Raw genomic sequence first — 26463 nt, 5'->3', positions numbered from 1 at the left:
CCGTCCTGCCGCGTCGTCTCAGTCCTGCGGCGCCGAGTCGGTGAGGTCGGCGGCGTAGGCGGCGACCGAGCGCCGGTAGCGCGGCAGGGTGGGTGCCAGTGCCTCGAGGGCGGTGCGCAGCGCCTCGTCGGTGCGACCGGCGCTGTGCAGGGCCAGCGCGAGGAAGACCTGGCGGGCCGCCCCGATGGACGGGTGCGGCTCGGTCTCGGAGAGGAGGGCGATCGCCTCCTCGATCCGGCCGAGATTCCGCAGGGTCGAGGCGTACTGGATGCTCAGTCGGGCGAGGCGCTCGCCGTCGAGACCGGAGGCGACCGCGCGCTCGTACTCCTCGGCCGCCTCCGCCTCGTGTCCGGCGCTGTCGAGGGCGCCGCCGAGCTCGAAGTGCGCGACGCCGTCGGTGCCGGGGTAGCGCGCGGCGAGGACGCGCATCCGCTCGACGACCCCGTCCGGATCGTCCAGGCCGTCGAGCCGGTCGACGGCGCGCTGCCAGAGGACGAGGTCGTCGGCCGCGTCGTCCTCAGGAGCCGAGCCGAGCTCTTCGAACAGTGTCAGCTGAAGGCCGTCGGGCGCGCGCAGGCGGGAGTTGAGCGAGTGCCACGGCGTCTCCCGAGGGTCGGCGACGAGCTCGGCGCCCGCGCCGACGAGGGCCGAGGTGACGGTGGCGGCGTCGTCGACCTCGAACGCGACGCGGAGAGGGTCGCTCGTCTCACCCTCCGCCTCGATGCGGTCGATCATGCGGACCTGCGGCGCGTTCGCCAGCTCGAGCGTGGCGACGCCCGCCTCGAGGATCGCGACGCGGGCATCGCCGTCGCCCTCGAAGGCCGCGCGCTCGGTCAGGCCGAGGGTGTCGCGGTAGAAGCGGAGCGCGGCGTCGACGTCGTCCACCTGGACGACCAGGCGCAGCTGACGGACGGCGGGAGGAGTGGAGGCGGTCACGCCTCGACGCTAGCGGTCGGCGGTGCCGGGGGCCGGGTCTCGATGCGCCGTCCTCCGGACCGATGCTCGACCAGCAGGGGGATCCCCGTCGAGGCCCCGCTGACAGGGGACCGCTCGACGCCTCGCATCGGCCTCCTGATGCTGGTCGAGCAGCTCCGCAGGGGCGTATCGAGACCCGGCTCCTCCACGAGGAAGGGTCTGCAGACACTCCTTCGGAGGACGGCGGATCTCGACGCGCCCGCTTCGCGGGCTGCTCGATCACCATCTGCGCGGCTGCGCGGGTGCTCGGGAGAGCAGTCGTCAGGAGGCGGTGTCGCTCGACGCCGTGGGGGAGTCCGGGGCGGTGAGGGTCTCGCCGGCGGTGCCCTCGACGTCGGCGGCCTTGGCGCGGCGTCCGGCCTCGATCACGACGGTGGAGGCGGCGGCGCCGGCGACGAGGGCGAAGAGGGCCCAGCCGGCGCCCCACTTCCGCTTCCCGACCAGCCCGTCGAAGGAGAGCGCACCCGGGCCGTCGGCCACGATCGCGGTCGCGGCGGCAGCGAGCAGGCCGTTGTACTCCCAGCCTCCGCCGCTGTTCCAGAGCCCGTTGGACCAGTGCACCTTGCGGACGGCCGTCACCATGGTCGCGATGAGCCCGGCCGCCGCGACGGGCGTCGCGAGGCCCAGGGCGAGCGCGGCGCCGCCGGCGGTCTCGGTGACCGCGGCCGCGACCGCGTTGCGGCGAGCGGGGTGCAGCTCGAGGCTCTCCATCATCTGCTCGGTGCCGTCGAGACCGGGCCCGTCGAACGAGCCGCGGAGCTTCTGCAGACCGTGTCCGATGAACAGACCGCCGACGGTGAGACGGAGAACGAGCGAGCCGACCTTCATGGGGACCTCCGGGAGGGGTGGGGTGGTGCGGAACGTGTAGAGCGAGCGTCGCGGCTGGACCGGGCCGGGTCAAGGGGTCGCGCGTGGCGCGAGCATCGGGCAGGAGAGCTCTAGGCGGTCAACCGGTTCGCCTCCTATGATCGGACGAGATCGACTCGAAGGAGAGCACGCATGACCGGACGCCTCACTGGCAAGACCGCCCTCGTCACCGGAGCCGGCTCCGGCATCGGCCGGGCCGTGGCGGAGCGCTTCGCACGCGAGGGCGCCCGGGTCGCCTTCACGGATCGCGACCTCGCGGCAGCGCAGGACGCGGCGGCCGCCTTCCCGGACGCCGTCGCCGTCCAGCTCGACGTCTCAGACGAGAGCAGCGTCGAGCAGGCCTTCGCCCGTCTGGCCGCCGACGGCTTCGCGGTCGACGTGGTCGTCGCGAACGCGGGGGTGCAGCTGTTCGGGCAGGACGCGAAGATCGCCGACCTCGACCTCGACGTCTGGCGCCGCACGATCGACATCAACCTCACCGGCACCTTCCTCACCGTCAAGCACGCCGTCCGCGCGCTCCTCGGCCGCGGCGGCTCGATCGTCCTCACCGGCAGCCCGACCGGGCTCAACGGCGAGGGCCAGGACTTCACCGCCTACAGCAGCTCCAAGGCCGGCATGCACGGCCTCGCCCGCACCGTCGCGGCGGCCTACGCGGGGGAGGGGATCCGCGTCAACACGGTCGTCCCCGGCTACACCGAGACCCCGCTGGTGACCGCCATCTCCGGCGACGCCGAGGCCCGCGCGGCGATCACCTCGCGCATCCCGCTCGGCCGCCCCGGCTCCGCCGCGGACGTGGAGGGCATCATGGTCTACCTCGCCAGCGACGAGTCGAGCTACGCCACCGGCGCTCTCTTCCGCGTCGACGGCGGCATGACCACCCTCTGATCGTGGCCGCGATCGAGATCCGGCCGGCCCCGCCGTCGGTCCCCGCCGGGCTCCTCCAGGCGGTGGAGCGCGACGAGCGGACGGTGCACTGCGGTCCGTGGTCGCTCCGGTACTCGGACGGCCGCCTGGACGACATCCGCTTCGGCGCGGCGCGGATCCTCCACGGGGTCCGCGTCGTCGTCCGAGACGAGGACTGGGGGACGTTCGGGACCGTCCGCGCGGCCCTCGACGTCGAGGGCGGCGCGCTGGTCGTCGACGGCGAGAGCGCCCAGGGCGAAGCGCATGTCGCGTGGGCCCTGCGCGTCGCGTTCTCCGACGACTCGCTCTCGGTCGAGCTCGAGGCGCGCGCGAGCACCCCCTTCCTCCGCAACCGCCTGGGGCTGATCGTGCTGCACGGCGTCGAGAGCGCCGGAGCGCCCCTGGAGGTGCGCCACCCGGACGGCAGCGCCGAGCGCGTCGCCTTCCCCGACCGGATCGCGCCGCACCAGCCCGCGCAGGACCTCGCCGGACTCGCCTGGACCGCCGACGGAGTCCCCGTCGAGCTGACCCTCGAGGGCGACGTGTTCGAGACGGAGGACCAGCGGAACTGGACCGACGCGTCGTACAAGACCTACTCGACGCCGCTGAGCCTCCCGTTCCCGGTGGCGGTCGCCGCGGGGGAGGTCGTCCGGCAGAGCCTGCGGATCGACGGCGCCGGTGCGACGCCGACCGCTGCCGACGAGGCGACCGCGACCGTCTGCACCCTCCGCGCGGGTGGCGCCGGCCACCCGCTGCCCGAGATCCGCACCTCGGCCGCGAGTGCGCCGACCGCCCTCCGGCCCGACGCCCGGCCTCCGCTCGCCCTGCTGGTCGAGTGCGACGTCCGCTGGGCCGGCTGGCGTCGCGCCCTGCAGCGCGCGATCGAGGACGCCGGCGGACGACCGATCGACCTGCGCATCGTCGCCGCCCTTCCCGGCGACGTCCGCGCGGTCCTCGACGAGCTCGGCGACGCGCCGCTCGCCCGGCTCGGGGTCTTCGCCGCCCGGGGCCACCGCAGCACGCCCGAGCTGCTCGCGGAGGGACGCCGGGTGGCGGCCGAGCGCGGCATCGAGGTCGTCGGCGGCGTCCGCTCGCACTTCACCGAGCTCAACCGCGGTGCCGATGCGCTCGCGAAGGTGGACGCACCGCTCGCCTTCAGCATCACCCCGTTCATGCACGACCGGTCGGGCCACCAGCTCGTCGAGTCGATCGCCGTGCAGCGCACGGTGGTCCGCGACGCGGCGGCGATCGCGGACGGCCGCCGCCTGCACCTCGGGCCGATCACCCTCGGTGCGCGGATGAACGCCGTGTCGACGTCGCCGTTCGACCCCGGCGCCGCCGACATCGACCGCTCCGGCTACGGTCCGGAGGCCGTCCCGGGCGCGACCGACGAGCGCCAGCACGCGCCCGAGCTGGCGGCCTGGGTCGTCGGCAGTCTCGCCGCGCTCGCTGTCCCGGCCGTCGACTCCCTCGCCTACTTCGAGCAGTGGGGCCCGCGCGGGATCGCCGCGGCGACGGGCGTCTCACCGGCGGGCACCGTGCTCCAGTGGGCGGCGGACCTCGTCGGCTCGCCGCGACTCGAGGTGGACGCGCCGGGGCTGGTCGCGCTCGGAGCGGTCGCACCGGGCGGCCGCGTGGTGCTGCTCGGCAACCTGGGCGGCGTCGCGGTGGCGGTCGATCCGGCCGGGATCGAGCACTGGGAGTCGGCCGGGACGGTGGGGAGAGAAGCGTTCGTGCTCGAGCCCGGTGGCGCTGCGCGCGCACTGCTGACGGAGTAGGGGCCAGCGAGGCCGACGTCCCGGGCGCCGCGGTCGCACCCGGCGCAGACGTCTCGCAGCCCTCGACCGACGTGCGGCGACAGAGGACCGTGCCGACCACACAGTGGTGAGGAGCCGTCGGTACCGTCGTCAGCGGCGCGCGAGCGCGGGACCCCCGCCCGCGCCGCGCGCCCCTGATCGAGAGGTCCTCCGTGAAGCACCGACGCCGCGCCCACCTGACCGCCGCTCAGTCCGCACTGGCTCTGTCCGCACTGGCGCTGTCCGGTCTGCTGGCACTCTCCGGCTGCTCCGCCCCGGCGGACGAGGGGAGGACCGACGAGACGACCTCGCCGCTGACGGACTACCTCGGCTCGCTCTACGGCGGCGACCTCTCGCCCGAGGAGCAGGAGGAGAAGTACCGGGAGGAGGACCGGGCGCGGGAGGAGCTCGTCGCGACGTGCATGCAGGAGGCGGGCTTCGAGTACACCCCGAGCGTGCAGTCCGCGTCGTACTCCTCGGACGACGACGCCTACGAGCCGGACGACCGCGGGTGGGTCGCGCAGTACGGCTACGGCGTCGTCGACTCTCCCGGCCGCTACGACTCGGCCGAGCCGGAGGACGACTACGTCGACGCCAACGCCGACTACTACGACAGCCTCTCGGAGTCCGAGCAGGCGGCGTTCTCCGAGGCGCTGCACGGCCCGCCGGAGCCGGAGGACGTCGCCGCCTCCGACGACGAGTCGTACGAGTACGACTGGACGACGGCGGGCTGCTACGGCGCCGCCTCGCACGAGCTGGAGGAGGAGGACCCGACCTCCGGGGAGGAGCACGAGCCGGTGCTCGACGCGCTGACCGAGTTCTACTCGGAGCTGCCGTCGGTCCCCGAGCTGGCGGATCTCGACGCGGCCTGGTCCTCCTGCCTGAGCGACGCCGGCTACCCGGGCTTCGCGACCCGGTTCGACGCCGTGAACTCGATCACCGAGAAGGCGTCGGCGGTCTGGGCGTCAGCCGACGACCAAGGGATCGAGCCGACCGATCCGAAGCTCGTCGCCGTGAAGGACGAGGAGATCGAGCTCGCACTCGCCGACCTGGACTGCCGGGAGAAGACCGACTACACGGCGGTGCACAAGAAGGTCCAGGACGCACTGGAGCAGCAGTTCATCGACGACCACCGGGCCGAGCTGGACGCGCTGAAGGCCGCCGCCGAGCAGGGCGAGTAGATGCGCGTCCCCCGTCGCCCGGGCTCGTCCGATCCGTCTGATCCGACGCCGTCCGATCCGACGCCGACCGATCCGCTCGACCTCCTCGCGGCCGCCGAACCCGCCGACGGCTCCGACGGCGCCGAGACCGAGGCGGGGACTCGCCGGGGCCAGTTCGCCGCTCTGGCCGCCGTCGTCTCGCGCAACCGCGTCCTCTGGATCGTGGCCGCCGCCGCGCTCCTGAGCCTGGTCGCGGGCCTGCTCGTCGGGAGGTTCGTGGTGTCGCCCGCCGAGGCCGCCGCGAACGCGGAGCCGCCCGCCCCCGGTCTGATCACCGCGCCCGTCGCGTTCGGCGAGCTGAGCAACGACGTCACCCTCCGGGGCGAGGTGCGCTACGCGGACGCGGTCGAGGTGAGCATCGACACGACGTCGATCCAGGGCGCCGCGGTGGTGACCGGTCAGGTCCCCGCGGCCGGCGCGGAGCTCTCGCCGCTGTCGATCGCCCTGGAGATCGCGGGCCGCCCCGTCATCGTCCTCCCCGGCGATCTGCCGGCCTACCGGACCCTGAGGTTCGGGGTGTCCGGGCCCGATGTGGTGCAGTTCAAGACGGCGCTGCGCGGTCTCGGGATCGACGCCGGCGACCCGGCCGACGACGTCTTCGACGAGACGGCCGCGAACGCGGTCACCGAGCTCTACGCCCAGGCCGGCTACGCGGCGCCCGTGACGCAGGAGGACGGCGAGGACGTCGTCCGCGCCGCCCAGGAGACGCTGCGGTCGGCGGAGCAGGGACTCGTCGCCGCGCAGAAGGATCTCGACACGGCTCGGGCGGGCTCCTCGCCGGTCGAGGTGCGCGAGGCCGACAACGCGGTCGCCAGCGCTCGACGCGAGCTGGAGGCCGCCCGCGCGGCCGAGCCGCCGGACGCCCTCCGCATCGCGGACCTCGACGACGCACTCGGGCTCGCCGAGCTCAGGCGGGCCCAGCTGGGCGCGAGCACCGATCCGGGCGCTCAGCGCGCCGCCGTGGAGTCGGCGCAGTCCCAGGTGACGCAGGCGCAGGAGGACCTCACCCGGGCCCGCCAGTCCGTCCTGCCGGCGCTCCCCGCGGGCGAGGTGCTGTTCCTCACCTCGCTGCCCCGGCGGGTGGACGAGGTCACCGCCAAGCGCGGCAGCGTCCTGTCCGGCGCGGCGATGACCGTCTCGGGCGCGCAGCTCGAGCTCTCCGGATCCGCCGCCGAGGCCGATGCGCGCCTGCTCTCGGTCGGGCAGAAGGCCGCGTTCGAGCTGCCGGACCGCACCTCCCACGGCGCCGTCGTCTCGGGAGTCGATCCCGCGAAGGACGGCAAGGGGCGCTGGACGGTGACGCTGACCCCCGATCCGCTCTCGCCGGAGCAGATCGAGCAGCTGCGCGACACCAACGTGAAGGTCACGGTCGCGGTCGGCGCGACGGAGGGCGCCGTGCTCTCGGTCCCGGTCGCCGCGCTGTCCGCGGGCTCCGGCGGCGAGAGCCGGGTCGAGGTCGTCGACGGCGACCCGCGCGACCCCGGCGCACCCACCCGCCTCGTCGTCGTCAGCACCGGTCTCGCCGCGAAGGGAGCGGTCGAGGTCTCGCCCGTGGACGGGGCGCTCGACGAGGGCGATCTGGTCGTGGTCGGCCGGTGACCGCTCCGCTCGTCGAGCTGCGGGACGTCACGCGCTCCTTCCCCGGACCGCCCGAGGTGCAGGCGCTGAAGGGGGTGAGCCTGCGGATCGAGGAGGGCGACTACGTGTCGATCGTCGGCCCCAGCGGCTCCGGGAAGTCGACGATGCTGAACATCCTCGGTCTCCTCGACCGTCCCAGCGTCGGCGAGTACCGCCTCGACGGTGCGCTGACCGGGGCGCTGGACGAGGACACCCGCGCGGCCGTGCGCGCGCAGCGCATCGGGTTCGTGTTCCAGTCCTTCCACCTGCTGCCGAGGCGGACCGTGCTCGAGAACGTGATGCTGCCGATGCTGTACAGCGGGACCCCGCGCGCCGACCGCGAGGCGCGGGCCCGGGACGCCCTGCTCCGGGTCGGTCTCGGGCACCGCCTCGGCTTCCTGCCGACGATCCTCTCCGGCGGCGAGCGCCAGCGGGTCGCCGTGGCACGAGCGGTCGTCGCGCGGCCGAGCCTCCTCCTCGCCGACGAGCCCACCGGGAACCTGGACGGCTCGACCACCGAGGACGTCATGCGGCTCTTCGAGGACCTGACGGACACCGGACTCACGCTCGTCGTGATCACGCACGACCTCGCCGTCGCGCGGCGGGCCCGCCGCTGCCTCCGCATCGCCGATGGACGGATGCAGGAGGTGACGGCGTGAGCGCGGTGCGCGCGGCGCTCCGCAGCCGGTTCGGGCGACGGCGGCACCGGTCGGCGCGCACGTCTCCGCTCCTGCGGCCCGTCCGCCGCGCCGACCGCTTCACCGCCGCCGACCTGCTCGCCGAGGCGACCTCGGACATCGGGACGCGACCCGCCCGGCTGGTGATGACCCTCCTCGGCACGGTGCTCGGCATCGGCGCCCTCGTCGCCACGATCGGCTTCGCGCAGACGACCGCGGGCCAGCTCGCCCGCCGGTTCGACGCGTTCGCCGCCACCCAGGTCGTCGTGCAGCCGGCCGAGGCGGAGAACTCCAACGGCGACAGCGTCGCCACCGGGCGGCTGCCCTGGGACGCCGTCGACCGCGTCCGCCGCCTCGCCGGTGTCGAGCAGGCGGCGGTCGTGGGCGAGGTGTCGCTGCGCGAGGGGGCGAGCATCACCGCGGTGCCCGTCAACGACCCGTCGGCACCCGCCGCCGCTCCGCCGCGGCTGTTCGCCGCCTCCGCGGATCTCCTCGACACTCTGGAGGGCGACGTGACCGCCGGGCGGATGTTCGACTCCGGCCACGACGCCCGCGCCGACCGCGTCGTCGTCCTCGGCGCCCGCGCGGCGGAGCGGCTCGGGGTGGAGCGCGTCGACTCCCGGCCCTCGATCCTGATCGACGGCGTCGCCTACTCGGTCCTCGGGCTCTTCGCCGACGTCCACGCGCGCGCCGAGCTGCTCGACGCGGTCGTCCTCCCCACGGGCACCGCGCGGGCGGACTTCGCGCTCGCGGCTCCGGGCGACCTGCAGGCGCGCATCGACATCGGCGCCGGGCCCCAGGTCGCGGCGCAGGCACCGCTGACCCTCGCTCCCGACGCCCCCGACTCCGTCTCCGTCTCGGCGCCCGGCGGCCGATCGGACCTCGCCGGCGACGTGCGCGCCGACGTCGACCTGGTGTTCCTCATCCTCTCGGTGGTGGTGCTGCTGGCCGGCGGCGTCGGCATCGCCAATGTGACCACGCTCTCGGTGATGGAGCGCGTCGGCGAGATCGGCCTCCGGCGGGCCCTCGGCGCCACGCGGCGGAGGATCGCGCAGCAGTTCGTCGTCGAGTCGGCGGTGATCGGCCTCCTCGGCGGGCTGGTCGGTGCGGCGACCGGTGTCCTCGCGGTGCTCTCGGTCTCCCTCGCCCAGCAGTGGACCCCGGTGCTCGACCCCGGCGTCGCGTTCGGCGGCGCGCTCCTGGGCGCCCTGATCGGGCTGCTGGCGGGCAGCGTGCCGGCGCGGCGGGCCTCGCGGATCGAGCCGATCGCGGCCCTCCGCGGGACCTGAGCCCCGGCCCCGACGAGCTGGGGCTCCGGTTCAGCCGAGCAGCGTGTAGGTCGAGGCGTCCAGGTACACGGTGCTGTCCGTGCAGACCTCGATCGCGGCGGGTGCGCGGACGGCGGCGTCGGCCGCGTCGATCACCTCGGCCACCAGGAAGGCCGACGTCGCGGTCGGGCAGCCGAAGGCGCCGGGGGCGTGCCAGGCGACCCGGACGTCCGCCTGGGCCGCCGGAGCGAGGGGGAGCAGGCCGGACGGGTTCGGGCCGTCGGCGGAGGCGACCGCGCCGAGGCGGCTGCCGTCGGCCCCGGCGGCGTAGACCCCGGGGATGCCGGCGAGCGTGCAGGTCCGGTCCGTCGTGTTCGTGAAGATCAGGTCGAAGGCGCTGCTGCCCGCGCCGGACGCCTCGGGATCGGCGCGGTACTCGAGCGAGAGGTCGCTCCCGACGCAGCGGGCGGTCGCGGGCTCGGGTGCGGGAGGCTGCTCGGTGGCCGGCACCGGGGCGGGGGTCTCCGGCACCGGAGCCGCCGTCGGTGCGACGGTCGGCTCCGCGGTCGGAGCGGTCGACGCGGGGGCCGTCGCCGTCGCGGAGGGTGTGACGGGCGGCGTGGCCGAGGCCGTCGCCGTCGCGCTCGGTCGCGGCAGTGGCGAGGTGGAGGAGGCGATGTCGGCGCGCCCCGCGCAGCCGGTCACGAGGAGCCCGACGGCGGCGAGGCTCAGGGCCGCCGCGGCACCGCGGCGCAGGAGGTCGTTCATGGGCCGAGTCTGCCACTGCGGGGCGCGGTCGGCTGCCCCCGGATCGGCGGCGTCCGGATCGGCTGCCCACGGATCGGCGGCGTCCCGATCGGCGGCGGCGGTTCGGCGCCCGCGGATCAGCTCCCGGTGTCCGCCAGTCTCCGCGAGGCCGTGCTCATGTGCGCCTCCATCGCGCGCGCGGCGGCGGCCGGGTCGCGCGCCTCGATCGCCTCGAGCACGGCACGGTGCTCGGTGAAGGCGTCGCGGGCCTGCTCCGGGCTGCTGAGCGCGCGCTCGACCCAGAGGCGCAGCAGCGAGCGGATGGTCTGCAGCAGGTCGCGCAGCACCACGTTCTCGGCGCTGAGGGCGATCTGCAGGTGGAAGCGCACGTCGGCCTCGACGAAGGCCGCGATGTCGTCGAGGTGCGACTCCATCGCCTCGAGGTGCGCGTGCAGCCTGGCGAGTCCCTCGTCGTCGATGCGGAGCGCCGCCAGCATCGCGGCCTGCACCTCCAGACCACTGCGCACCTCGATCAGCTCGGCCGTGCGCCCCGCCGAGAGCATCAGCCCCCAGCTCAGCGTCGTCGGCAGCAGCTCGGAGGTGCTGTCGCGCAGGTAGGTGCCGGAGCCGGGGCGCACCGTGACGATGCCGAGGATCTCGAGCGCCGCGAGTGCTTCCCGCACCGCGGACCGGCCGACGCCGAGGCTCTCGGCGAGCTGGCGCTCCGGGGGGAGGCGGGACCCGGGCACGAGGTCGCCGCGGGTGAGCAGCGAGGTGAGCTGCTTGGCGACCTCGGCGACGGCGGTGCCGCGGGGGAGGACCTGCAGCTCCAGGCGCACGAGGGACGGGTCGTCTTCGGGGTACGCCGGCATGCACCGACCGTAGCAACCGCGCCGTCGACCGGCCCGCAGCGACGCGACCGAGGAACCGGTTGACAACTCCACCCACCGCACGGCATCCTCTAATTGGTCAACCGGTCAGCCAATTCCCCCGAAGGCGGCCCGAGCCACATCGCACCACCCAACACAGTCGTTGACACGGATCAGGAGATCGACGTGGACCTTCCCTCCCGCACAGGCGGAACCGCGACGGCGGACGCCGCCGTCGAGAAGAGCGCCATCAGGAAGGTGTCGATCCGGCTCGTGCCGTTCGTCGCCCTGATGTTCTTCATCAACTACCTCGACCGCACGGCCATCGGCTTCGCCGCGCCGAACGGCATGGAGGCCGACCTCGCGCTCTCGGCGGCCCAGTTCGGCTTCGCCTCGGGCGTCTTCTTCATCGGCTACATCCTGCTGGAGGTGCCCAGCAACCTCGCGCTGCACCGCTTCGGCGCCCGCCGCTGGCTCGCCCGCATCATGGTCAGCTGGGGCATCGTCGCGCTGCTGTTCACCTGGGTGCAGAACTTCGAGCAGCTGGTCGCCCTGCGCTTCCTGCTCGGGGTCGCCGAGGCCGGCTTCTTCCCCGGCGCGATCCTCTTCCTCAGCCTCTGGGTGCCGGCCAAGCACCGCTCGAAGATCCTCGCGCTCTTCTACCTGGCGCAGCCGCTCACCACGGTCATCGGCGCCCCGCTCGCGGGCTTCCTGATCGAGCAGGACGGCATCCTCGGCCTCGAGGGCTGGCGCTTCATGTTCCTCGGCGTCTCGCTGCCCGCGATCATCGTGGGTGTCATCGCGTGGTTCTACCTCAAGGACAAGCCCTCCGACGCGAAGTGGCTGACCCGCGAGGAGCAGGTCTGGCTGACCACCGCGCTGAAGCGCGAGGAGGACGTGAAGACCAAGGGCGTCACGACGCACCCCAAGATGTCCTCCGCCTTCAAGAGCGGCCGCGTCTGGATGCTGAGCTTCGTCTACTTCGGCTTCATCTACGGCCTCTACGCCCTCGCCTTCTTCCTGCCCACGATCATCGAGGGCTTCCAGGAGCAGTACGGCACCACCTTCGGCATCTTCGAGAAGGGCCTGATCACCGCGATCCCCTACGTGCCCGCGGCCATCGCCCTCTACCTGTGGTCGCGCGACGCCACCCGCCGCGGCGTCCGCACCTGGCACATCGTGATCCCGGCGATCGTCGGCGGCCTGAGCATCCCGCTCGCGCTCTTCGCCGGCTCGCCGGCGGCCACGATCGCCGTCATCACCGTCACCGCGATGGCGATCTTCTCGGCCCTGCCCAACTTCTGGACCTTCCCGACCCGGTTCCTCACCGGGGCGGCGGCCGCGGCCGGCATCGCGCTGATCAACACGATCGGCAACCTGGCCGGGTTCTCGGCCCCGTACATCACCGGCGCCCTCCGGGACGCGACCGGCGGCTACGAGGTCCCGATGGTCATCGTCGGCTTCTTCCTGCTGCTCTCCGCGGTGCTGATGTCCCTCCTCGCGCGCCGCTACAAGGACGCACCGCTCGACGCCCCCAGCGTCGACGTGATCGCGCACTGAGCACCCGCACGACCCGCTGACCGCCCGACGCTGGCCGCCCCTCCTCGAACAGGACCCCTGATGACCCGGCTCTACAACGACCCGTCCGACTTCGCCGACGAGATGATCGACGGCTTCGTCGCCGCGAACCGCCGCTTCGTGCGGCGGGTCCAGGGCGGCGTGGTGCGCTCGACCGTGAGCGCCCCCGGCTCGGTCGCCCTCGTGGTGGGCGGCGGCTCCGGCCACTACCCGGCATTCGGCGGGCTCGTCGGCCAGGGACTCGCGCACGGCGCGGCGATGGGCAATCTCTTCGCCTCGCCGTCCGCGCAGCAGGTGCACTCGGTCGCCGCGGCGGCCGAGCACGGCGGCGGCGTGCTGCTCAGCTACGGCAACTACGCGGGCGACGTGCTGAACTTCGACGCGGCCGAGCGGCGCCTGCGCGACGAGGGGATCGACGTCCGCACCGTCACGGTGACGGACGACGTCTCGAGCGCGAGCGTCGCCGAGAAGCACAAGCGCCGGGGGATCGCCGGAGATCTGACCGTCTTCAAGGTCGCCGGAGCCGCGGCGGAGGAGGGTGCCTCTCTGGACGAGGTCGAGCGGATCGCGCGCCTCGCCAACGAGCGCACCCGCTCCTTCGGGGTCGCGTTCTCGGGCTGCTCGCTGCCCGGGGCGTCCGAGCCGCTGTTCACCGTGCCGGAGGGCCGGATGGCGGTCGGCATGGGCATCCACGGCGAGCCCGGCATCCGCGAGGACGACGTGCCGACGGCCGACGGTCTCGCCGAGCTGCTGGTCTCGTCGCTGCTCGAGGAGCTGCCCGACGGCGTCGACGCGGCCGAGGGCTCGCGCCTGGTCGTCGTGCTGAACGGGCTCGGCTCGGTGAAGTACGAGGAGCTGTTCGTCGTCTACGCCGGCGTCGAGCGTCGCCTGCGCGAGCGCGGCCTCGAGGTCCTCGAGCCCGAGGTCGGCGAGCTCGTCACGAGCTTCGACATGGCCGGCGTCTCGCTCACCTTCTTCTGGGTCGACGACGAGCTGGAGCGGCTCTGGGCCGCGCCGGCCGAGGCGCCCGCCTACCGCAAGGGCTCCGTCCGCGCGGCCGAGCAGGCCGCGGTGACCGAGGAGGAGTCGGCCGCGGTCGTCATCGGCGACGCGAGCGAGGAGTCCCGCGACGCCGCCCGCACCGTGCTCGCCGCCCTCGACGCGACGCGGAGCACCATCGACGAGAACGCCGCCGAGCTCGGCCGGATCGACGCGGTCGCCGGCGACGGCGACCACGGCATCGGCATGCAGCGCGGTGTGCACGCAGCGGTCGCCGCCGCCCGGGCCGCGCTCGAGGCCGGCGCCGGGGCGGGCACCGTGCTCGCCCACGCGGGCGACGCCTGGTCCGACCGGGCCGGCGGCACCTCCGGAGCGCTCTGGGGCGCCGCGCTCGCCGCGGTCGGCTCGGCGCTCGGCGACACCGCCGCGCCCACGGCCGCCTCGGTGGTCGAGGGGGTCGACGGCGCCCGCGCGGCGATCCTCCGCTTCGGAGCGACGCCGGGCGACAAGACGATGGTCGACTCGCTCGTGCCCTTCGCCGATGTCCTCGGCGAGGCCGTCACGGCGGGGGAGGAGCTGCCCGCGGCCTGGACCCGCGCCGCCGAGGCCTGCACGACCGCCGCCGCCGCGACCGCGCAGCTGCTGCCGAGGATGGGCCGCGCCCGGCCGCACGCCGAGAAGAGCCTCGGCACCCCCGACGCGGGAGCGCACTCGCTCGGGCTCATCGTCACCGCGATCGGCGCGGTGCTGCACTCGGACGACGCCCCGCTCGCCGCGGCCCCCGGCTCTGTCGGCACCGGCGCGTAGCGTCGACTCCGTCCCCACGACCGCTTCCAGCAAGGAGAGAACACCCATGAGCGCACCCTTCCGCCTCGTCGTCGGCTCCGACGACGCCGGTCTCGACTACAAGGAGATCGTCAAGGCCGACCTCGAGAAGGACTCCCGCGTCGCGTCCGTCGTCGACGTCGGCGTCGACGCCTCGTCGCACACGCCCTACCCGAGCGTCGCCATCGCGGCCGCCGAGATGGTGGCCCGCGGCGAGGCCGACCGCGCGATCCTGATCTGCGGCACCGGACTCGGCGTCGCGATCGCCGCCAACAAGGTGGCCGGCATCCGCGCCGTCACCGCGCACGACTCGTTCTCGGTCGAGCGCTCGATCCTCTCCAACGACGCGCAGGTGCTCTGCATGGGCCAGCGCGTCGTCGGCATCGAGCTGGCCCGCCGCCTCGCGAAGGAGTGGCTCGGCTACGAGTTCGACACGTCCTCCGCCTCCGCGGAGAAGGTCCGCGTGATCGAGGAGTACGAGGCCGGGAACCCGGTCGCGGACGACGCCGCCTCGGCCGGCTCGTGCTGAGCCGCGCCGCCGGGGACGCCCCGGCGTTCACCGTCGGTGTGAGCCTCAAGATGTACTTCGGCCACGCGCGGACGCTCGAGTGGATGCAGCGCATCGCGGAGATCGCGCGGACGCACGAGGCGACCGCCTCCGGTGCCGTCGAGCTGTTCGTCGTGCCGACCTTCCCCGCGCTGGTGCCGGTCGGAATCCTCGCGGCGGAGTCCGGCGTCGCACTCGGCGCCCAGGACCTGTTCTGGGAGGACGCGGGAGCGTTCACCGGCGAGGTGAGCGGTGCGGAGTTGCGCGAGATCGGCTGCCGGCTGGTCGAGATCGGGCATGCAGAGCGGCGTGCGCTCTTCGGCGACGACGACGAGCGCGTGCGCGCGAAGGTCGCGGCGGCGTTCCGCAACGACCTCGTCCCGCTGCTCTGCATCGGCGAGACCGAGCGCGGCTCCGTCGAGGACGCCGTCGAGCTCGTGCTCGCGCAGATCGGCTCCGCCCTCGCCGACGCGGACGAGGCCGGTGCAGACGGCCCGATCCTCGCCGCCTACGAGCCGGTCTGGGCGATCGGCGCTCCCGAGCCCGCCGAGCCGGCCTTCATCGCCGGCGTCGTCACCGCGCTCGAGGCGGCGCTCGCGGAGCTCCCCGGCCGCGCCGGCAGTCGCGTGATCTACGGCGGCAGCGCCGGACCCGGACTCCTGACCGCGCTCGAGGGCCGCGTGCCCGGGCTGTTCCTCGGCCGCTTCGCGCACGACCCCGAGGCGGTCGGCGCGATCCTCGACGAGGCGCTCGCCCTCGCCCGCGGCACCGAGGGGGTCCGCCCGTGAGCCGGATCGGGCTGAGCAGCTACGCCTTCTTCTGGCGCTCCTCCGACCGCGTCCCCGAGCCGCTCGGCGTCGAGGACATGGTCCGCGAGACCGCCGCGCTCGGCGTGGACCTGCTGCAGCTGTGCGACGTGCCGGCGCTCGAGGAGTACTCGGACGAGCAGCTCGCGTCGCTGCGCGGGGTCGCGGACGCCGCGGAGGTCGCGCTCGAGCTCGGCACCCGCGGCACCGACCCCGACCACCTGCGCCGCTGGCTCCGGCTGGCCCGCGCGCTCGACGTCGTGCTGCTGCGCAGCATGTGGACGTCGGGCGAGGACCGGCCGGGCCGCGAGGAGACGCTGCGGCGCCTGCGCGAGATCGCGCCCGAGCTGGAGGAGGCCGGCGTCACGCTGGCCCTGGAGACCTACGAGCAGGTGAGCACGGCCGACCTCGTCGACGTGATCGCGACGCTCGATCACCCGCGGATCCGGATCTGCCTCGACCCGGCGAACACCGTCGCGAACCTCGAGCTGCCGGAGGACGTCACCGCCCGCTGCGCCCCGTACGTCGCCAACTGGCACGTGAAGGACTTCGACTTCAGCCGCAATCCCGGCTGGGTCGGCTTCGTCTACACCGGCACGGCGCTCGGCGACGGCCGCCTCGACTACGACGCCATGCTCGTGCTGCTCCGGCCGGCGGAGCGCGGCATCACCCAGATCATCGAGTTCTGGCTCCCCTGGCAGGACACCGTCCCCGCCGCGGAGCAGGCGCTCGTCACCACCCGGCTCGAAGCCGAGTGGACCCGCACCACCCTCGACCAGCTCAGGAGAAGGAACTCATGACCGACACCACCGCCACCACCGCACCGGGCACCGCCGCCTCCGCCCTCACCGTCGCCGTCATCGGCGCCGGCGGCAAGATGGGCATGCGGGTCTCCAACAACCTGCAGAAGTCGGACTACAACGCCCTCTACAGCGAGGCCTCGCCCGCCGGCCAGGAGCGCACCCGCGAAGCCGGCCGCGAGATCACCGCGACCCCCGACGCCGTGAAGGACGCCGACGTCGTCATCCTCGCCGTCCCGGACGTCGTGCTCGGCGCGGTGTCGGAGGACGTGATCCCGCAGATGAAGTCGGGCGCGATCATCCTCACGCTCGACCCGGCCGCCGCATACGCGGGGCTGTTGGCGAAGCGCGAGGACATCCACTACGCCGTGGCGCACCCGTGCCACCCGTCGGTGTTCCTCGAGCGCACCACGCCGGAGGAGTGGGCCGACACGTTCGGCGGCATCGCCGCACCGCAGGAGGTCGTCGCGGCCCTCGAGGACGCCGACGACGACGTGCGGGCGATCGCGGAGAAGGTCATCTCGACCATCTACGCGCCCGTCATCGCGGTGCACTGGGTGACCGTCAAGCAGCTCGCCGTGCTCGAGCCGACCCTGGTCGAGACCATCGCCTGCATGGTCGGCGAGTTCCTCAAGGAGGCGCTCGACGAGACCGTCAACGGCGTCGGCGTGCCCTACGAGGCCGCCCGCGCGATGCTCTACGGCCACACCTGGATCGCGCTGACCAACGGCCTGCGCGGCTCCAACCCCTTCTCCGAGGCGTGCCACATCGCCATGGGCTACGGCCGCGAGGCGCTCATCAAGGACGACTGGAAGAAGATCTTCGACGACTCGGAGCTCGACTCGGTCATCGCGAAGATGCTGAAGATCGACGCCGTCAAGCGCTGACCGGCGTTCGCGCGCACTTCACGCTGATCGAGTAGCCCTCGGAGAGGGCGTATCGAGATCCGGCGTCGTCCGGTGGGTGGGTCTCGCTGCGCGGCTACTCGACCAGCATGGGCCGAGCGAGGCGTCCCCGAACGGTCGAGACAGCCCGCAGCAGCGGGACGTCTCGACGGTCCGGGGACGCCTCGGCGTCGCACTAGAGGCGGACGATCATCTTGCCGGTGTTGCCGCCGCGCATCATCGAGAGGAAGGCGTCGACCGCGTGGTCGATGCCGTCGACGACGGTCTCGTCGTAGGCGATCTCGCCGGCGGCGAACCAGCCGCCCATCAGGCGGTTGAACTCCGGCGCGTGGTCGAGGTAGGCCGCGAGCGTGAAGCCGCGCAGCGTCAGCGCACGGGTGATGATGTTCGCCATGTTGTCCGGGCCGGCCGGCTTCTCGGTGCTGTTGTAGCCCGCGATCGCGCCGCAGAGCGCCGCGCGTCCGCCGTCGTTGAAGGCGTCGAGCGCCGCCTCGAGGTGGTCGCCGCCGACGTTGTCGAAATAGACGTCGATTCCGTCCGGTGCCGCCGCGGCGAGCTGCTCGCGGACGGGGCCGGCGTGGTAGTCGAACGCGGCGTCGTAGCCGTACTTCTCTGTGAGCAGCGCGACCTTCTCGGCCGAGCCTGCGGAGCCGATGACGCGCTTCGCGCCGAGCAGCCGCGCGATCTGGCCGGCGGCCGAGCCGACGGCTCCCGCGGCGCCGGAGACGAAGACGGTGTCGCCCTCCTTCAGCCCCGCGATGGTGGTGAGGCCGACGAAGGCGGTGAGGCCGGTCATGCCCAGGACGCCGAGCCGCAGCGACAGCGGGGCGCCGGGGATCTCGGGGACGACGCGGAACGCCGAGGTCTCGGCCTGCACGATGTCGCGCCAGCCGAGCTGGTGCAGCACGACGGCGCCGACGGGGAAGTCGGGGTCGCTCGACACGGTGACGCGGCCGATCGCGCCGCCGGTCATCGTCTCGCCGAGCGCGTACGGCGGGGTGTAGCTCTTCACGTCGTTCATCCGGCCGCGCATGTACGGGTCGACGGAGAGGAAGGCATTCTCGACGCGGATCTCGCCGGCGGCGGGCTCGTCGTACTCGACCTGCGCGGTGCGGAAGTCCTCGGCGACGGGCCAGCCGACGGGGCGGCGGACGAGCTGGATCTGGGTACTGGTGACGGTGGTCATGGAGCCTTCCGAGGGGTCGTGGGGGCGGGGATCAGGAGACGGCGAGGCCGATGCCGAGCGCCAGGACCGCGAGCAGTCCGGGCGCCATCTGCGTGAGCGCCGCGCGCCGCTTGCCGGGGGAGGAGAGCAGCAGCACGAGCGCTGCGGCCACCATCGATCCGGTGCCGGTGAAGACGAGCGCGGCGCCGACGGCGGTCGCTCCAGAGGCGAGGACGATCACGCCGATGATCGTGACGATCGCGAGGAACAGGTTGTAGAAGCCCTGATTGAACGCGAGCTCCCTCGTCGACTCGGCCTCGCCGGCGGTGGTGCCGAAGGTGGAGCGGGCGCGCGGGGTCGTCCAGAGCAGCGACTCCAGCACGAAGATGTAGACGTGCAGCAGCGCCGCGAGGACGGCGAGAACGAGTCCGATGACGATCACGGCGGGGCCTCCTGATTGTGTATCGCTCGGTTCACTACCGAACGGGCCCACTCTATACTGGAACGACCGGTTCACAACAGTCCGCCGGTTCCGGGTCGTCAGCAGAGGGAGTCGCCGTGGGACGCACGCAGAGCTTCGACACCGACCAGGTGGTCCGGTCGGCGCGCACGGTCTTCTGGGACCGCGGCTTCGAGGAGGCGTCGCTGCCCGAGCTCGAGGCGGCGACCGGTCTCGGCCGCTCCAGCCTCTACCACGCGTTCGGCAGCAAGCGCGGGCTCTTCGACGCGGCGGTGCAGAGCTACCTCGACGAGATCGTGCGGCCTCGGCTCGCGCCGTTGACCCGCGACGAGGTCTCTCCGACCGCCCTCGAGGACTACTTCTCGGGGCTCCGGGACGCGCTCGCCGATCCGCGGACGGTGTCGGCGCAGAGCGGGTGCCTCCTGCTCAACGCGGCGGGGGCGCCGATCGCGCGCGACGACGCGGTGCGCGAGGTGATCGCGGAGTACCGGGCGGAGCTGCAGCGGGCGATGCTCGCAGGGGCGGCGGCGCGGTGGCCGGGGGAATCGGCGCAGTGGCGGGGGCGGCAGGCGGGGGTGCTGGTGTCGCTGCTGGTGACGGCGCTGGTGCTGGCGCGGGTCGATCCGGGGCAGTCGGTCGCGACGGCGGAGGCGGCGCTCGGGCTGGTGCGGGGGGACTGACCACCCCGGGTGCCGAATGCTGACGTGCTCGTCGCTTCGCGACGTCGCGCTCGGCGCGACCGGGGTGGACGCGGTGCCTCGTCGCGGCTCCTTCCCGCGCGCCTGCGGCGCGCCCGCCAGACCCGAGCCAGGAGCCGCGACGAGGCACCGCGACCACCCCTCCGGACGGAGGAGGTGGCGGCGGCCGTGCGCTCCGGCCGGAGAGGAGATGTCTGGGCTCGGGCGGCGCAGGCGGGCTGTCGGGCGGACGTCCGGCTCGTGGAACCGGGTCGGGCTCGCGGGATCGGGCTGTTCTGGCGTGCCGAGGGTCGTTTCGCGTGCCGAGGGCGGCTGGGCGGGAGCTTCGGCTCGTGGAGTGACGTTCGGCTCCCGGAATCGGGCCGTTTCGGCGTGCCGGGGGTGGTATCGCGTGCCGGAGGTGGGGGCACGGGCCGTGGGTACCCAGAAGGGCCGGCGGAGGAGTCTCCGCCGGCCCTCAGGGGTGGTGCGTCAGTCGGTGCCGGCGTCGAAGGCGGCGCCCTCGGAGGCGAGGTCGGTGGCGCGGCCGAGGGCGTCGGCGGCGGCGGAGCCGTTGCCCTCGGTGATGGCCTCGGACTCGCCGATCTCGAGGTGGCCGACCAGCTCGGCGGTCGAGCCGCCGACCAGGCCCGCGGCGGCGTACTGCTCGAGGCGCGAGCGGGAGTCCGCGATGTCGAGGTTGCGCATGGTCAGCTGGCCGATGCGGTCCTCGGGGCCGAAGGCGGCGTCGCCGACGCGCTCCATCGACAGCTTGTCGGGGTGGTAGCTCAGCGCGGGGCCGGTGGTGTCGAGGATCGTGTAGTCGTCGCCGCGGCGCAGGCGCACGGTGACCTCGCCGGAGACGGCGGAGCCGACCCATCGCTGGATGGACTCGCGCAGCATCAGCGACTGCGGGTCGAGCCAGCGGCCCTCGTACATCAGGCGGCCGAGGCGGCGGCCCTCCGAGTGGTACTGCGCGATGGTGTCCTCGTTGTGGATCGCGTTGAGCAGGCGCTCGTAGGTGAGGTGCAGCAGGGCCATGCCGGGCGCCTCGTAGATGCCGCGGCTCTTCGCCTCGATGATGCGGTTCTCGATCTGGTCGGAGTTGCCCAGGCCGTGGCGTCCGCCGATCGCGTTCGCCTCGAGGACGAGGGCGACCGGGTCGGAGTACTCGACGCCGTTGAGCGCGACCGGGCGGCCGGCCTCGAAGCGGACGCTGACCGTCTCGGCGGCGATCTCGACGTCCTCGCGCCAGGCGGCGACGCCCATGATCGGCTCGACCAGCTCCATGCCGCTGGAGAGCTCCTCGAGGCGCTTGGCCTCGTGGGTGGCGCCCCAGATGTTCGCGTCGGTGCTGTACGCCTTCTCGGTGGCGTCGCGGTACGGGAAGCCGCGGGCGACCAGCCACTCCGACATCTCGGTGCGGCCGCCGAGCTCGTTGACGAACTGGACGTCGAGCCAGGGCTTGTAGATGCGCAGGCGCGGGTTGGCCAGCAGGCCGTAGCGGTAGAACCGCTCGATGTCGTTGCCCTTGTAGGTGGAGCCGTCGCCCCAGATGTCGACCCCGTCCTCGCGCATCGCGCGGACGAGCAGGGTGCCGGTGACGGCGCGGCCCAGGGGAGTGGTGTTGAAGTAGGTCTTGCCGCCGGAGCGGATGTGGAAGGCGCCGCACTGCAGCGCGACGAGCCCCTCCTCGACCAGGGCGCTCTTCGCGTCGACGAGGCGCGAGATCTCGGCGCCGTACTGCGCGGCGCGCGCGGGCACGCTGTCGATGTCGGGCTCGTCGGCCTGGCCGATGTCGGCGGTGTAGGTGCAGGGCACCGCACCCTTCTCGCGCATCCAGGCGACCGCGACCGATGTGTCGAGCCCTCCCGAGAATGCGATTCCGACGCGCTCGCCCACGGGCAGACTGTTCAAGACCTTCGACATGGCTCCGATTTTAGGAGACTCGCGGGGCCGCTCGTGACGCGCACGCTCGCGCGACATCTGTTGGGTAGTTCTACCCAAAAGGATGGACGGGCGGGGAGAGCGCATGGGAGGCTCCGGCTGGCCCGCTCGATGATGCGCGGGCCTCCTCTGCATCCGCACTGTGAAAGGCGCTTCATGCCACAGCCCCCCGCCCGCCGCCTCGCAGCACTCACGCTCGCGTGCCTCCTCGCGGCGGGAGGTGCCGCCGCGCTCGCTCCGACCGCGTCCGCGCTCTCGTCCTCGGTGGCGGACCCGACGGACACTCCGACTCCGACACCCACCCCGACGACCGAGCCGACGCCGACGCAGGAGCCGACTCCCGAGCCGACGCCGACGCCGACCGCGACGCCCGAGCCGACGCCCACCGCGACGCCGACTCCGACGGCCACTCCGACCGTCACTCCCACGGCCACGCCCACCGCCACCCCGACCTCGACCCCGCGCCCGACGCGGACGCCGACGCCGACCCCCACTCCGACGCAGCCCCCGGCCGCGGCGACCGACCGGCTCGCCTCCGACTCGACGCTCACCGCCGGGCAGCGGATCGTCTCGCGCAACGACCAGTTCCGCTTCGTGATGCAGACCGACGGCAACGCGGTCGTCTACGACGCCGCGGGCCGCTCGACCTTCAGCACCGGCACGTCCGGCACCGGCAACCGCATCACGATGCAGGCCGACGGCAACCTCGTCGTCTACACGACGGCGAACCGCGCGCTCTGGCAGTCGGCCACCGGTGGCAACCCCGGCGCGTTCCTGGTGATGCAGAACGACGGCAACCTCGTCGTCTACCGCACCAACGGCACCCCCGCCTGGGCGACCTCGTACCAGGCCGCTCCGCCCGCCGTCGTCGGCGACACCCTCCGCGGTGGCGCCGAGCTGCGTGCCGACCAGCAGATCACCTCGACCGACTCGCGCTCGCGGGCGGTCATGCAGGGCGACGGCAACTTCGTCGTCTACAGCAACGGCTCCGCACGCTGGAGCGCCGGCACCTCGGGCGCAGGCAACCGCCTCGCGATGCAGGGCGACGGCAACGCGGTCGTCTACTCCGCCGGCGGCGCCGTGCGCTGGCAGTCGGGCACCGGGGGCAACCCGGGTGCGCGCATGGTCATCCAGAACGACGGCAACCTCGTCATCTACGCCGCCTCGGGCCGCGCCCTGTGGTCGAGCTACACCCCGCCCGCGCCGCCGGCACCCGTGATCCGCGACGTGCTGAACGGCGGCGGCGAGATCCGCTCCGGTCAGCAGCTCGTCTCGAGCGACGGAGGCTCGCGCGCCGCGATGCAGGGCGACGGCAACTTCGTCGTCTACCGCGGTGGCGAGGTCCGCTTCTCCACCGGCACGTCCGGCAGCGGCAACCGCCTCGCGATGCAGACCGACGGCAACGCGGTCGTCTACTCCTCCGGTGGCGCTGTGCGCTGGCAGTCGGGCACCTCGGGCAACCCGGGCGCGCGCATGGTGATGCAGAACGACGGCAACCTGGTGATCTACTCGGGCAACCGCGCCGTGTGGTCGAGCTACACGCCGCCGGCGCCGCCCGCACCCGTGATCAGCGACACGCTGAACTCGGGCAACGAGCTCGGCTCGGGTCGTCTCCTCCGCTCGTCGAACGGCAGCAGCGAGGCGATCATGCAGGGCGACGGCAACTTCGTCGTCTACAGCAACGGCGGCCCCCGCTGGAGCGCCGGAACGAGCGGAGCGGGCAACCGCCTCGTCATGCAGGGCGACGGCAACGCCGTCATCTACTCGGGGAGCCGTGCCGTCTGGCAGTCGGGCACCTCAGGCAACGGCGGTGCGCGCATGGTCATGCAGAACGACGGCAACCTGGTCATCTACTCGACCGACGGCCGCGCGCTCTGGCAGAGCAACCAGCCGGCGCCCGCGCCGGCGCCGCAGCCGGGACCGGCGCCCGCGCCCGGACCGAGCCAGCCCGGTAATCCGGGCAATGCCGTCAACTGCGACGACTTCTCGTCGCAGGCAGCAGCACAGGCGTGGTTCAACACCTACTACCCGTACTACGGAGACGTCGCTGGTCTCGACCGCGACGGAGACCTCGTCGCCTGCGAGTAGTTCGTCAAGAAGTTGGAAGGCCCGTCTCCTGACCATCGGAGGCGGGCCTTCGCTCGTCGTGTCGCGATCGGGGTTGATCCTCGAACGGACTCGCACTGGGCTTCGAGCGCTGGGTAGCCACTGGTTCGCGTCCATTCGGAACCGTCGGCGTTCCCGAGTGGACCCGCATCGTGCCCTGTATCTCTGCCGGACCCCGTCTCGAGTCCACTCGACCCGGACTCCACTGGGGCGAGTGGCTCGCGGGCGGACCGAGCGGGGAGGCCGCTTCGCGGCTCGGCGACGAGGAGCGGATGCGAGAGTGCCCAGACATGATGGTCGAGTAGCCCCGGAGGGGCGTATCGAGACCCGCCGCCGGCAGCAGGGTGGGTCTGCGGACTCGGCTTCTGGCAGAGGTGGATCTCGATACGACCGCTGGGCGGGCTACTCGATCAGCATGGTCGAGGCCTGGCGTGGGCGGTCAGGCGGCGGGGATTCCGGCGCGCAGGCCGACCGCGGGGAGGAGCACGTTGTCGACCAGGGAGATCAAATAGTCGCGGTCGACGGGCTCGCGCATCAGGAGCACGCGGTAGGAGACCATCGAGGGGGTCAGGACGGCGAGCATGTCGACGTCGACGTCGGCGGGGATCTCGCCGCGGTCGATGGCGCGGCGCAGGAGCGTGCGGTTGGCGCGGGCGCGCGGCTCCACGATGGCCTGGCGGACGGCGTCGGCGAGCTCCGGGGCCTTGGAGATCATCGCGACGACGCCGGACATGATCCGGAGCTTGCGCTCGGCGTCCTCGATGGCGCGCGGGCGGATCAGGGCGACCAGGTCGCCGCGCAGGGTCCCGGTGTCGGGGAGCGCGTCCTGGTCGAGGTCGGCGCCCTTCAGGCAGGCGACGGCATCGAGGACGAGCTCGGCCTTCGACTCCCAGCGGCGGTAGAGCGTGGCCTTGCCGGCCTTCGCGCGGGCGGCGACCATGTCGATCGTCATGCCGTCGTAGCCGGTCTCGGCGAGCACGTCGAGGGCGGCGGTGAGGATCTCGCCGTCGCGGTTCGGGTCGCGGCGGCGGCCGGGGCGTGCCGGGGCGTCGCAGGTGCCGGCGGGGGGAGTGGGCGGCGTCATCGCGGCTTCTCCAATCGGTTCGGGAGGGCCGCGCGAGACGGCCCGTGTGAACACCATGCTAATTGAAGAACTCCGCAGTTCCGAAACTAGCGAGTCTCGTATATGGTCTCCTCCATGTCGCAGACCACTTCACTGCCGGACTCCGCCGCCCCCGCGGTTCCGGCCCCGTCCTCCCGCCGCTGGTGGACGCTCGTCGCCGTCGGGCTCGCCCAGCTCATGGTCGTCCTCGACTCCACCGTCGTGAACATCGCCCTCCCCGCCGCCCAGGCCGACCTCGGCTTCTCGGACGGCGACCGCCAGTGGGTCGTCACCGCCTACTCGCTCGCCTTCGGCAGCCTCCTGCTGCTCGGCGGGCGCCTCTCCGACCTGATCGGCCGCAAGCGCACCTTCATCATCGGCCTGATCGGCTTCGCCATCGCCTCCGCGCTCGGCGGTGCCGCCCCCAACTTCGAGCTGCTCATCGCAGCCCGAGCCCTGCAGGGCGTGTTCGGCGCCCTCCTCGCTCCGACCGCCCTCGCCGTGCTCACCACCACCTTCACCGTCCCGAAGGAGCGGGCCCGCGCGTTCGGCGTCTTCGGCGCGATCGCCGGCGCCGGCGGCGCGGTCGGTCTCCTCCTCGGCGGCGTGCTCACCGAGAGCTTCGACTGGCGCTGGAACCTCTACATCAACGTCGTGATCGCGGTCGTCGCGGTCATCGGCGCCATCGTCTTCGTGCCGACGATCGACCGGGTCGGCCCGCGCCCGCGGCTCGACGTCCCCGGGACGATCCTCGTCTCGGCCGCCCTCTTCGGCCTGGTCTTCGGCTTCGCCAACGCGGAGACCGACGGCTGGGACTCGCCGATGACCTGGGTGCCGCTCGCCGCGGCGGTCGTGCTCCTCGTCGGCTTCGTCCTCCGCCAGCGCAGCACCGAGCACCCGCTGCTGCCGTTGCAGATCGTGCTCGACCGCGACCGCGGCGCCGCGTACCTCTCGGTGCTGATCGCCGGCGCGGGGATGTTTGGGATCTTCCTCTTCGTCACCTACTACCTGCAGGTCTCGCTCGGCTACTCGCCGATCCAGACCGGGCTGTCGTTCCTGCCGATGATCGGGATGCTCGTGCTCGCCGCGCAGCTCTCGACCAACCTGCTCCTGCCGCGCTTCGGCCCGAAGATCATGGTGACCTTCGGCATGCTGCTCGGCGTGGTCGGCATGCTGCTGCTCACCCGCCTCGACCTCGACAGCGGCTACGCGGCCGACGTGCTGCCGGCGCTGATGGTGCTCGGCTTCGCGATGGGCTCGATCATGCCCGGCTCGATGCAGACCGCCACCCGCGGAGTCGACATGCGCTTCGCCGGCGTCGCCTCGGCGATGGTCAACACCAGCCAGCAGGTCGGCGGCTCGATCGGCACCGCGCTGCTGAACACGCTCGCGGCGACGGCGGTCACCGACTACCTCCTCACGCACACCCCGACCACGGCGACCACCGCGGCGGAGGCGGCGGTGCAGAGCTACGCGGTCGCCTACGGCTGGGGAGCGGGCTTCTTCGCCCTCGGCGCGGTGCTCTCGGTGCTGCTGTTCCGCCGCCGCTCGGCGGGCCTGGCGGTCTCGTCCGGAGCGTCCGCGGAGCCGGTGCTCGCGCACTGATC

Annotated in this window: 23 protein-coding genes; 15 read left to right on the top strand and 8 right to left on the bottom strand. The window is 73.2% G+C overall.

Annotation, left to right across the window (positions count from 1 at the left end; genetic code table 11):
• Window positions 1-18: 18 nt before the first annotated feature.
• Together HRK28_RS20350 and HRK28_RS18850 are read right to left on the bottom strand one after the other, a co-directional pair.
• The gene (locus tag HRK28_RS20350) at window positions 19-936 is read right to left on the bottom strand and encodes a tetratricopeptide repeat protein (RefSeq protein ID WP_367948478.1); all 918 of its coding nucleotides are present in this window, start codon (window positions 934-936) and stop codon (window positions 19-21) included.
• Between the two features lie 300 nt (window positions 937-1236).
• The gene (locus HRK28_RS18850) at window positions 1237-1803 is read right to left on the bottom strand and encodes a DoxX family protein (protein ID WP_160090161.1); all 567 of its coding nucleotides are present in this window, start codon (window positions 1801-1803) and stop codon (window positions 1237-1239) included.
• Between the two features lie 171 nt (window positions 1804-1974).
• Between HRK28_RS18850 and HRK28_RS18845 the strand changes: the two genes are divergently transcribed.
• From HRK28_RS18845 to HRK28_RS18820, 6 genes are all read left to right on the top strand, one after another.
• On the top strand, window positions 1975-2727 hold the full coding sequence (locus tag HRK28_RS18845; protein ID WP_173252662.1) for an SDR family NAD(P)-dependent oxidoreductase: 753 nt from the start codon (window positions 1975-1977) through the stop codon (window positions 2725-2727).
• Window positions 2728-2729: 2 nt separating this feature from the next.
• On the top strand, window positions 2730-4523 hold the full coding sequence (locus HRK28_RS18840) for a hypothetical protein (RefSeq protein WP_173252661.1): 1794 nt from the start codon (window positions 2730-2732) through the stop codon (window positions 4521-4523).
• Window positions 4524-4714: 191 nt separating this feature from the next.
• Window positions 4715-5722: a hypothetical protein gene (locus tag HRK28_RS18835; RefSeq protein ID WP_173252660.1), complete on the top strand. Its 1008-nt coding sequence runs from the start codon at window positions 4715-4717 to the stop codon at window positions 5720-5722.
• The gene (locus HRK28_RS18830) at window positions 5723-7360 is read left to right on the top strand and encodes a hypothetical protein (RefSeq protein ID WP_254304993.1); all 1638 of its coding nucleotides are present in this window, start codon (window positions 5723-5725) and stop codon (window positions 7358-7360) included.
• Window positions 7357-8037, top strand: a complete 681-nt coding sequence (locus HRK28_RS18825; RefSeq protein WP_160090151.1) for an ABC transporter ATP-binding protein — start codon at window positions 7357-7359, stop codon at window positions 8035-8037. The genes HRK28_RS18830 and HRK28_RS18825 overlap by 4 nt, the downstream gene beginning before the upstream one ends.
• Window positions 8034-9344 carry an ABC transporter permease gene (locus tag HRK28_RS18820; RefSeq protein WP_367948477.1) on the top strand — a complete coding sequence of 437 codons (1311 nt, stop codon included), beginning with the start codon at window positions 8034-8036 and terminating at the stop codon, window positions 9342-9344. Before HRK28_RS18825 ends, HRK28_RS18820 begins: the two co-directional genes overlap by 4 nt.
• A 30-nt stretch (window positions 9345-9374) precedes the next feature.
• Here HRK28_RS18820 and HRK28_RS18815 read toward each other — a convergent pair whose 3' ends face one another.
• Window positions 9375-10091, bottom strand: coding sequence for a DUF4232 domain-containing protein (locus HRK28_RS18815; RefSeq protein WP_160090149.1), 717 nt, complete (start codon window positions 10089-10091; stop codon window positions 9375-9377).
• Window positions 10092-10207: 116 nt separating this feature from the next.
• A complete protein-coding gene (locus HRK28_RS18810; protein ID WP_160090147.1) occupies window positions 10208-10942 on the bottom strand; it encodes a FadR/GntR family transcriptional regulator in 735 nt (244 codons plus the stop codon).
• A gap of 183 nt (window positions 10943-11125) precedes the next feature.
• On the opposite strand from HRK28_RS18810, the gene HRK28_RS18805 reads away from it, so the two are divergent.
• The 6 genes from HRK28_RS18805 to HRK28_RS18780 are packed head-to-tail and all read left to right on the top strand — an operon-like array spanning window position 11126 to window position 17381.
• Window positions 11126-12499 carry an MFS transporter gene (locus HRK28_RS18805; RefSeq protein WP_173252659.1) on the top strand — a complete coding sequence of 458 codons (1374 nt, stop codon included), beginning with the start codon at window positions 11126-11128 and terminating at the stop codon, window positions 12497-12499.
• A 60-nt stretch (window positions 12500-12559) separates the two neighbouring features.
• Complete coding sequence (locus tag HRK28_RS18800; protein WP_173252658.1) at window positions 12560-14323, top strand: dihydroxyacetone kinase family protein; 1764 nt, start codon at window positions 12560-12562, stop codon at window positions 14321-14323.
• Between the two features lie 46 nt (window positions 14324-14369).
• The gene (locus tag HRK28_RS18795) at window positions 14370-14870 is read left to right on the top strand and encodes a ribose-5-phosphate isomerase (RefSeq protein ID WP_160090141.1); all 501 of its coding nucleotides are present in this window, start codon (window positions 14370-14372) and stop codon (window positions 14868-14870) included.
• Between the two features lie 38 nt (window positions 14871-14908).
• Window positions 14909-15676 carry a triose-phosphate isomerase gene (locus tag HRK28_RS18790; protein ID WP_367948476.1) on the top strand — a complete coding sequence of 256 codons (768 nt, stop codon included), beginning with the start codon at window positions 14909-14911 and terminating at the stop codon, window positions 15674-15676.
• Window positions 15673-16494 carry a sugar phosphate isomerase/epimerase family protein gene (locus HRK28_RS18785; RefSeq protein ID WP_173252657.1) on the top strand — a complete coding sequence of 274 codons (822 nt, stop codon included), beginning with the start codon at window positions 15673-15675 and terminating at the stop codon, window positions 16492-16494. The genes HRK28_RS18790 and HRK28_RS18785 overlap by 4 nt, the downstream gene beginning before the upstream one ends.
• Window positions 16491-17381 carry a phosphogluconate dehydrogenase C-terminal domain-containing protein gene (locus HRK28_RS18780; protein WP_123735945.1) on the top strand — a complete coding sequence of 297 codons (891 nt, stop codon included), beginning with the start codon at window positions 16491-16493 and terminating at the stop codon, window positions 17379-17381. Before HRK28_RS18785 ends, HRK28_RS18780 begins: the two co-directional genes overlap by 4 nt.
• 193 nt (window positions 17382-17574) lie before the next feature.
• On the opposite strand, the gene HRK28_RS18775 is transcribed toward HRK28_RS18780, so the two are convergent.
• Window positions 17575-18585 (bottom strand): NADP-dependent oxidoreductase, encoded by a 1011-nt coding sequence (locus HRK28_RS18775; RefSeq protein WP_173252656.1) that lies wholly within the window; start codon window positions 18583-18585, stop codon window positions 17575-17577.
• A 31-nt stretch (window positions 18586-18616) separates the two neighbouring features.
• Window positions 18617-19006, bottom strand: a complete 390-nt coding sequence (locus tag HRK28_RS18770) for a DUF1304 domain-containing protein (RefSeq protein WP_173252655.1) — start codon at window positions 19004-19006, stop codon at window positions 18617-18619.
• 116 nt (window positions 19007-19122) lie between these two features.
• On the opposite strand from HRK28_RS18770, the gene HRK28_RS18765 reads away from it, so the two are divergent.
• Window positions 19123-19704, top strand: a complete 582-nt coding sequence (locus tag HRK28_RS18765; protein WP_173252654.1) for a TetR/AcrR family transcriptional regulator — start codon at window positions 19123-19125, stop codon at window positions 19702-19704.
• 489 nt (window positions 19705-20193) lie between these two features.
• Here HRK28_RS18765 and argG read toward each other — a convergent pair whose 3' ends face one another.
• Window positions 20194-21630: an argininosuccinate synthase gene (argG, locus tag HRK28_RS18760; RefSeq protein WP_123446074.1), complete on the bottom strand. Its 1437-nt coding sequence runs from the start codon at window positions 21628-21630 to the stop codon at window positions 20194-20196.
• A gap of 174 nt (window positions 21631-21804) precedes the next feature.
• Between argG and HRK28_RS20345 the strand changes: the two genes are divergently transcribed.
• On the top strand, window positions 21805-23736 hold the full coding sequence (locus tag HRK28_RS20345) for an excalibur calcium-binding domain-containing protein (RefSeq protein ID WP_254304992.1): 1932 nt from the start codon (window positions 21805-21807) through the stop codon (window positions 23734-23736).
• 457 nt (window positions 23737-24193) lie between these two features.
• Here HRK28_RS20345 and HRK28_RS18745 read toward each other — a convergent pair whose 3' ends face one another.
• Window positions 24194-24838 (bottom strand): TetR/AcrR family transcriptional regulator, encoded by a 645-nt coding sequence (locus tag HRK28_RS18745; protein ID WP_173252653.1) that lies wholly within the window; start codon window positions 24836-24838, stop codon window positions 24194-24196.
• Window positions 24839-24952: 114 nt separating this feature from the next.
• On the opposite strand from HRK28_RS18745, the gene HRK28_RS18740 reads away from it, so the two are divergent.
• On the top strand, window positions 24953-26461 hold the full coding sequence (locus tag HRK28_RS18740) for an MFS transporter (RefSeq protein WP_173252652.1): 1509 nt from the start codon (window positions 24953-24955) through the stop codon (window positions 26459-26461).
• Window positions 26462-26463: the final 2 nt, after the last annotated feature.

The sequence above is a fragment of the Rathayibacter sp. VKM Ac-2835 genome, assembly GCF_013266705.1.
Lineage (GTDB): Bacteria > Actinomycetota > Actinomycetes > Actinomycetales > Microbacteriaceae > Rathayibacter.
The sequence above is the reverse complement of the archived record's forward strand: the minus strand, read 5'-3'. Positions and strand labels throughout refer to the sequence as shown.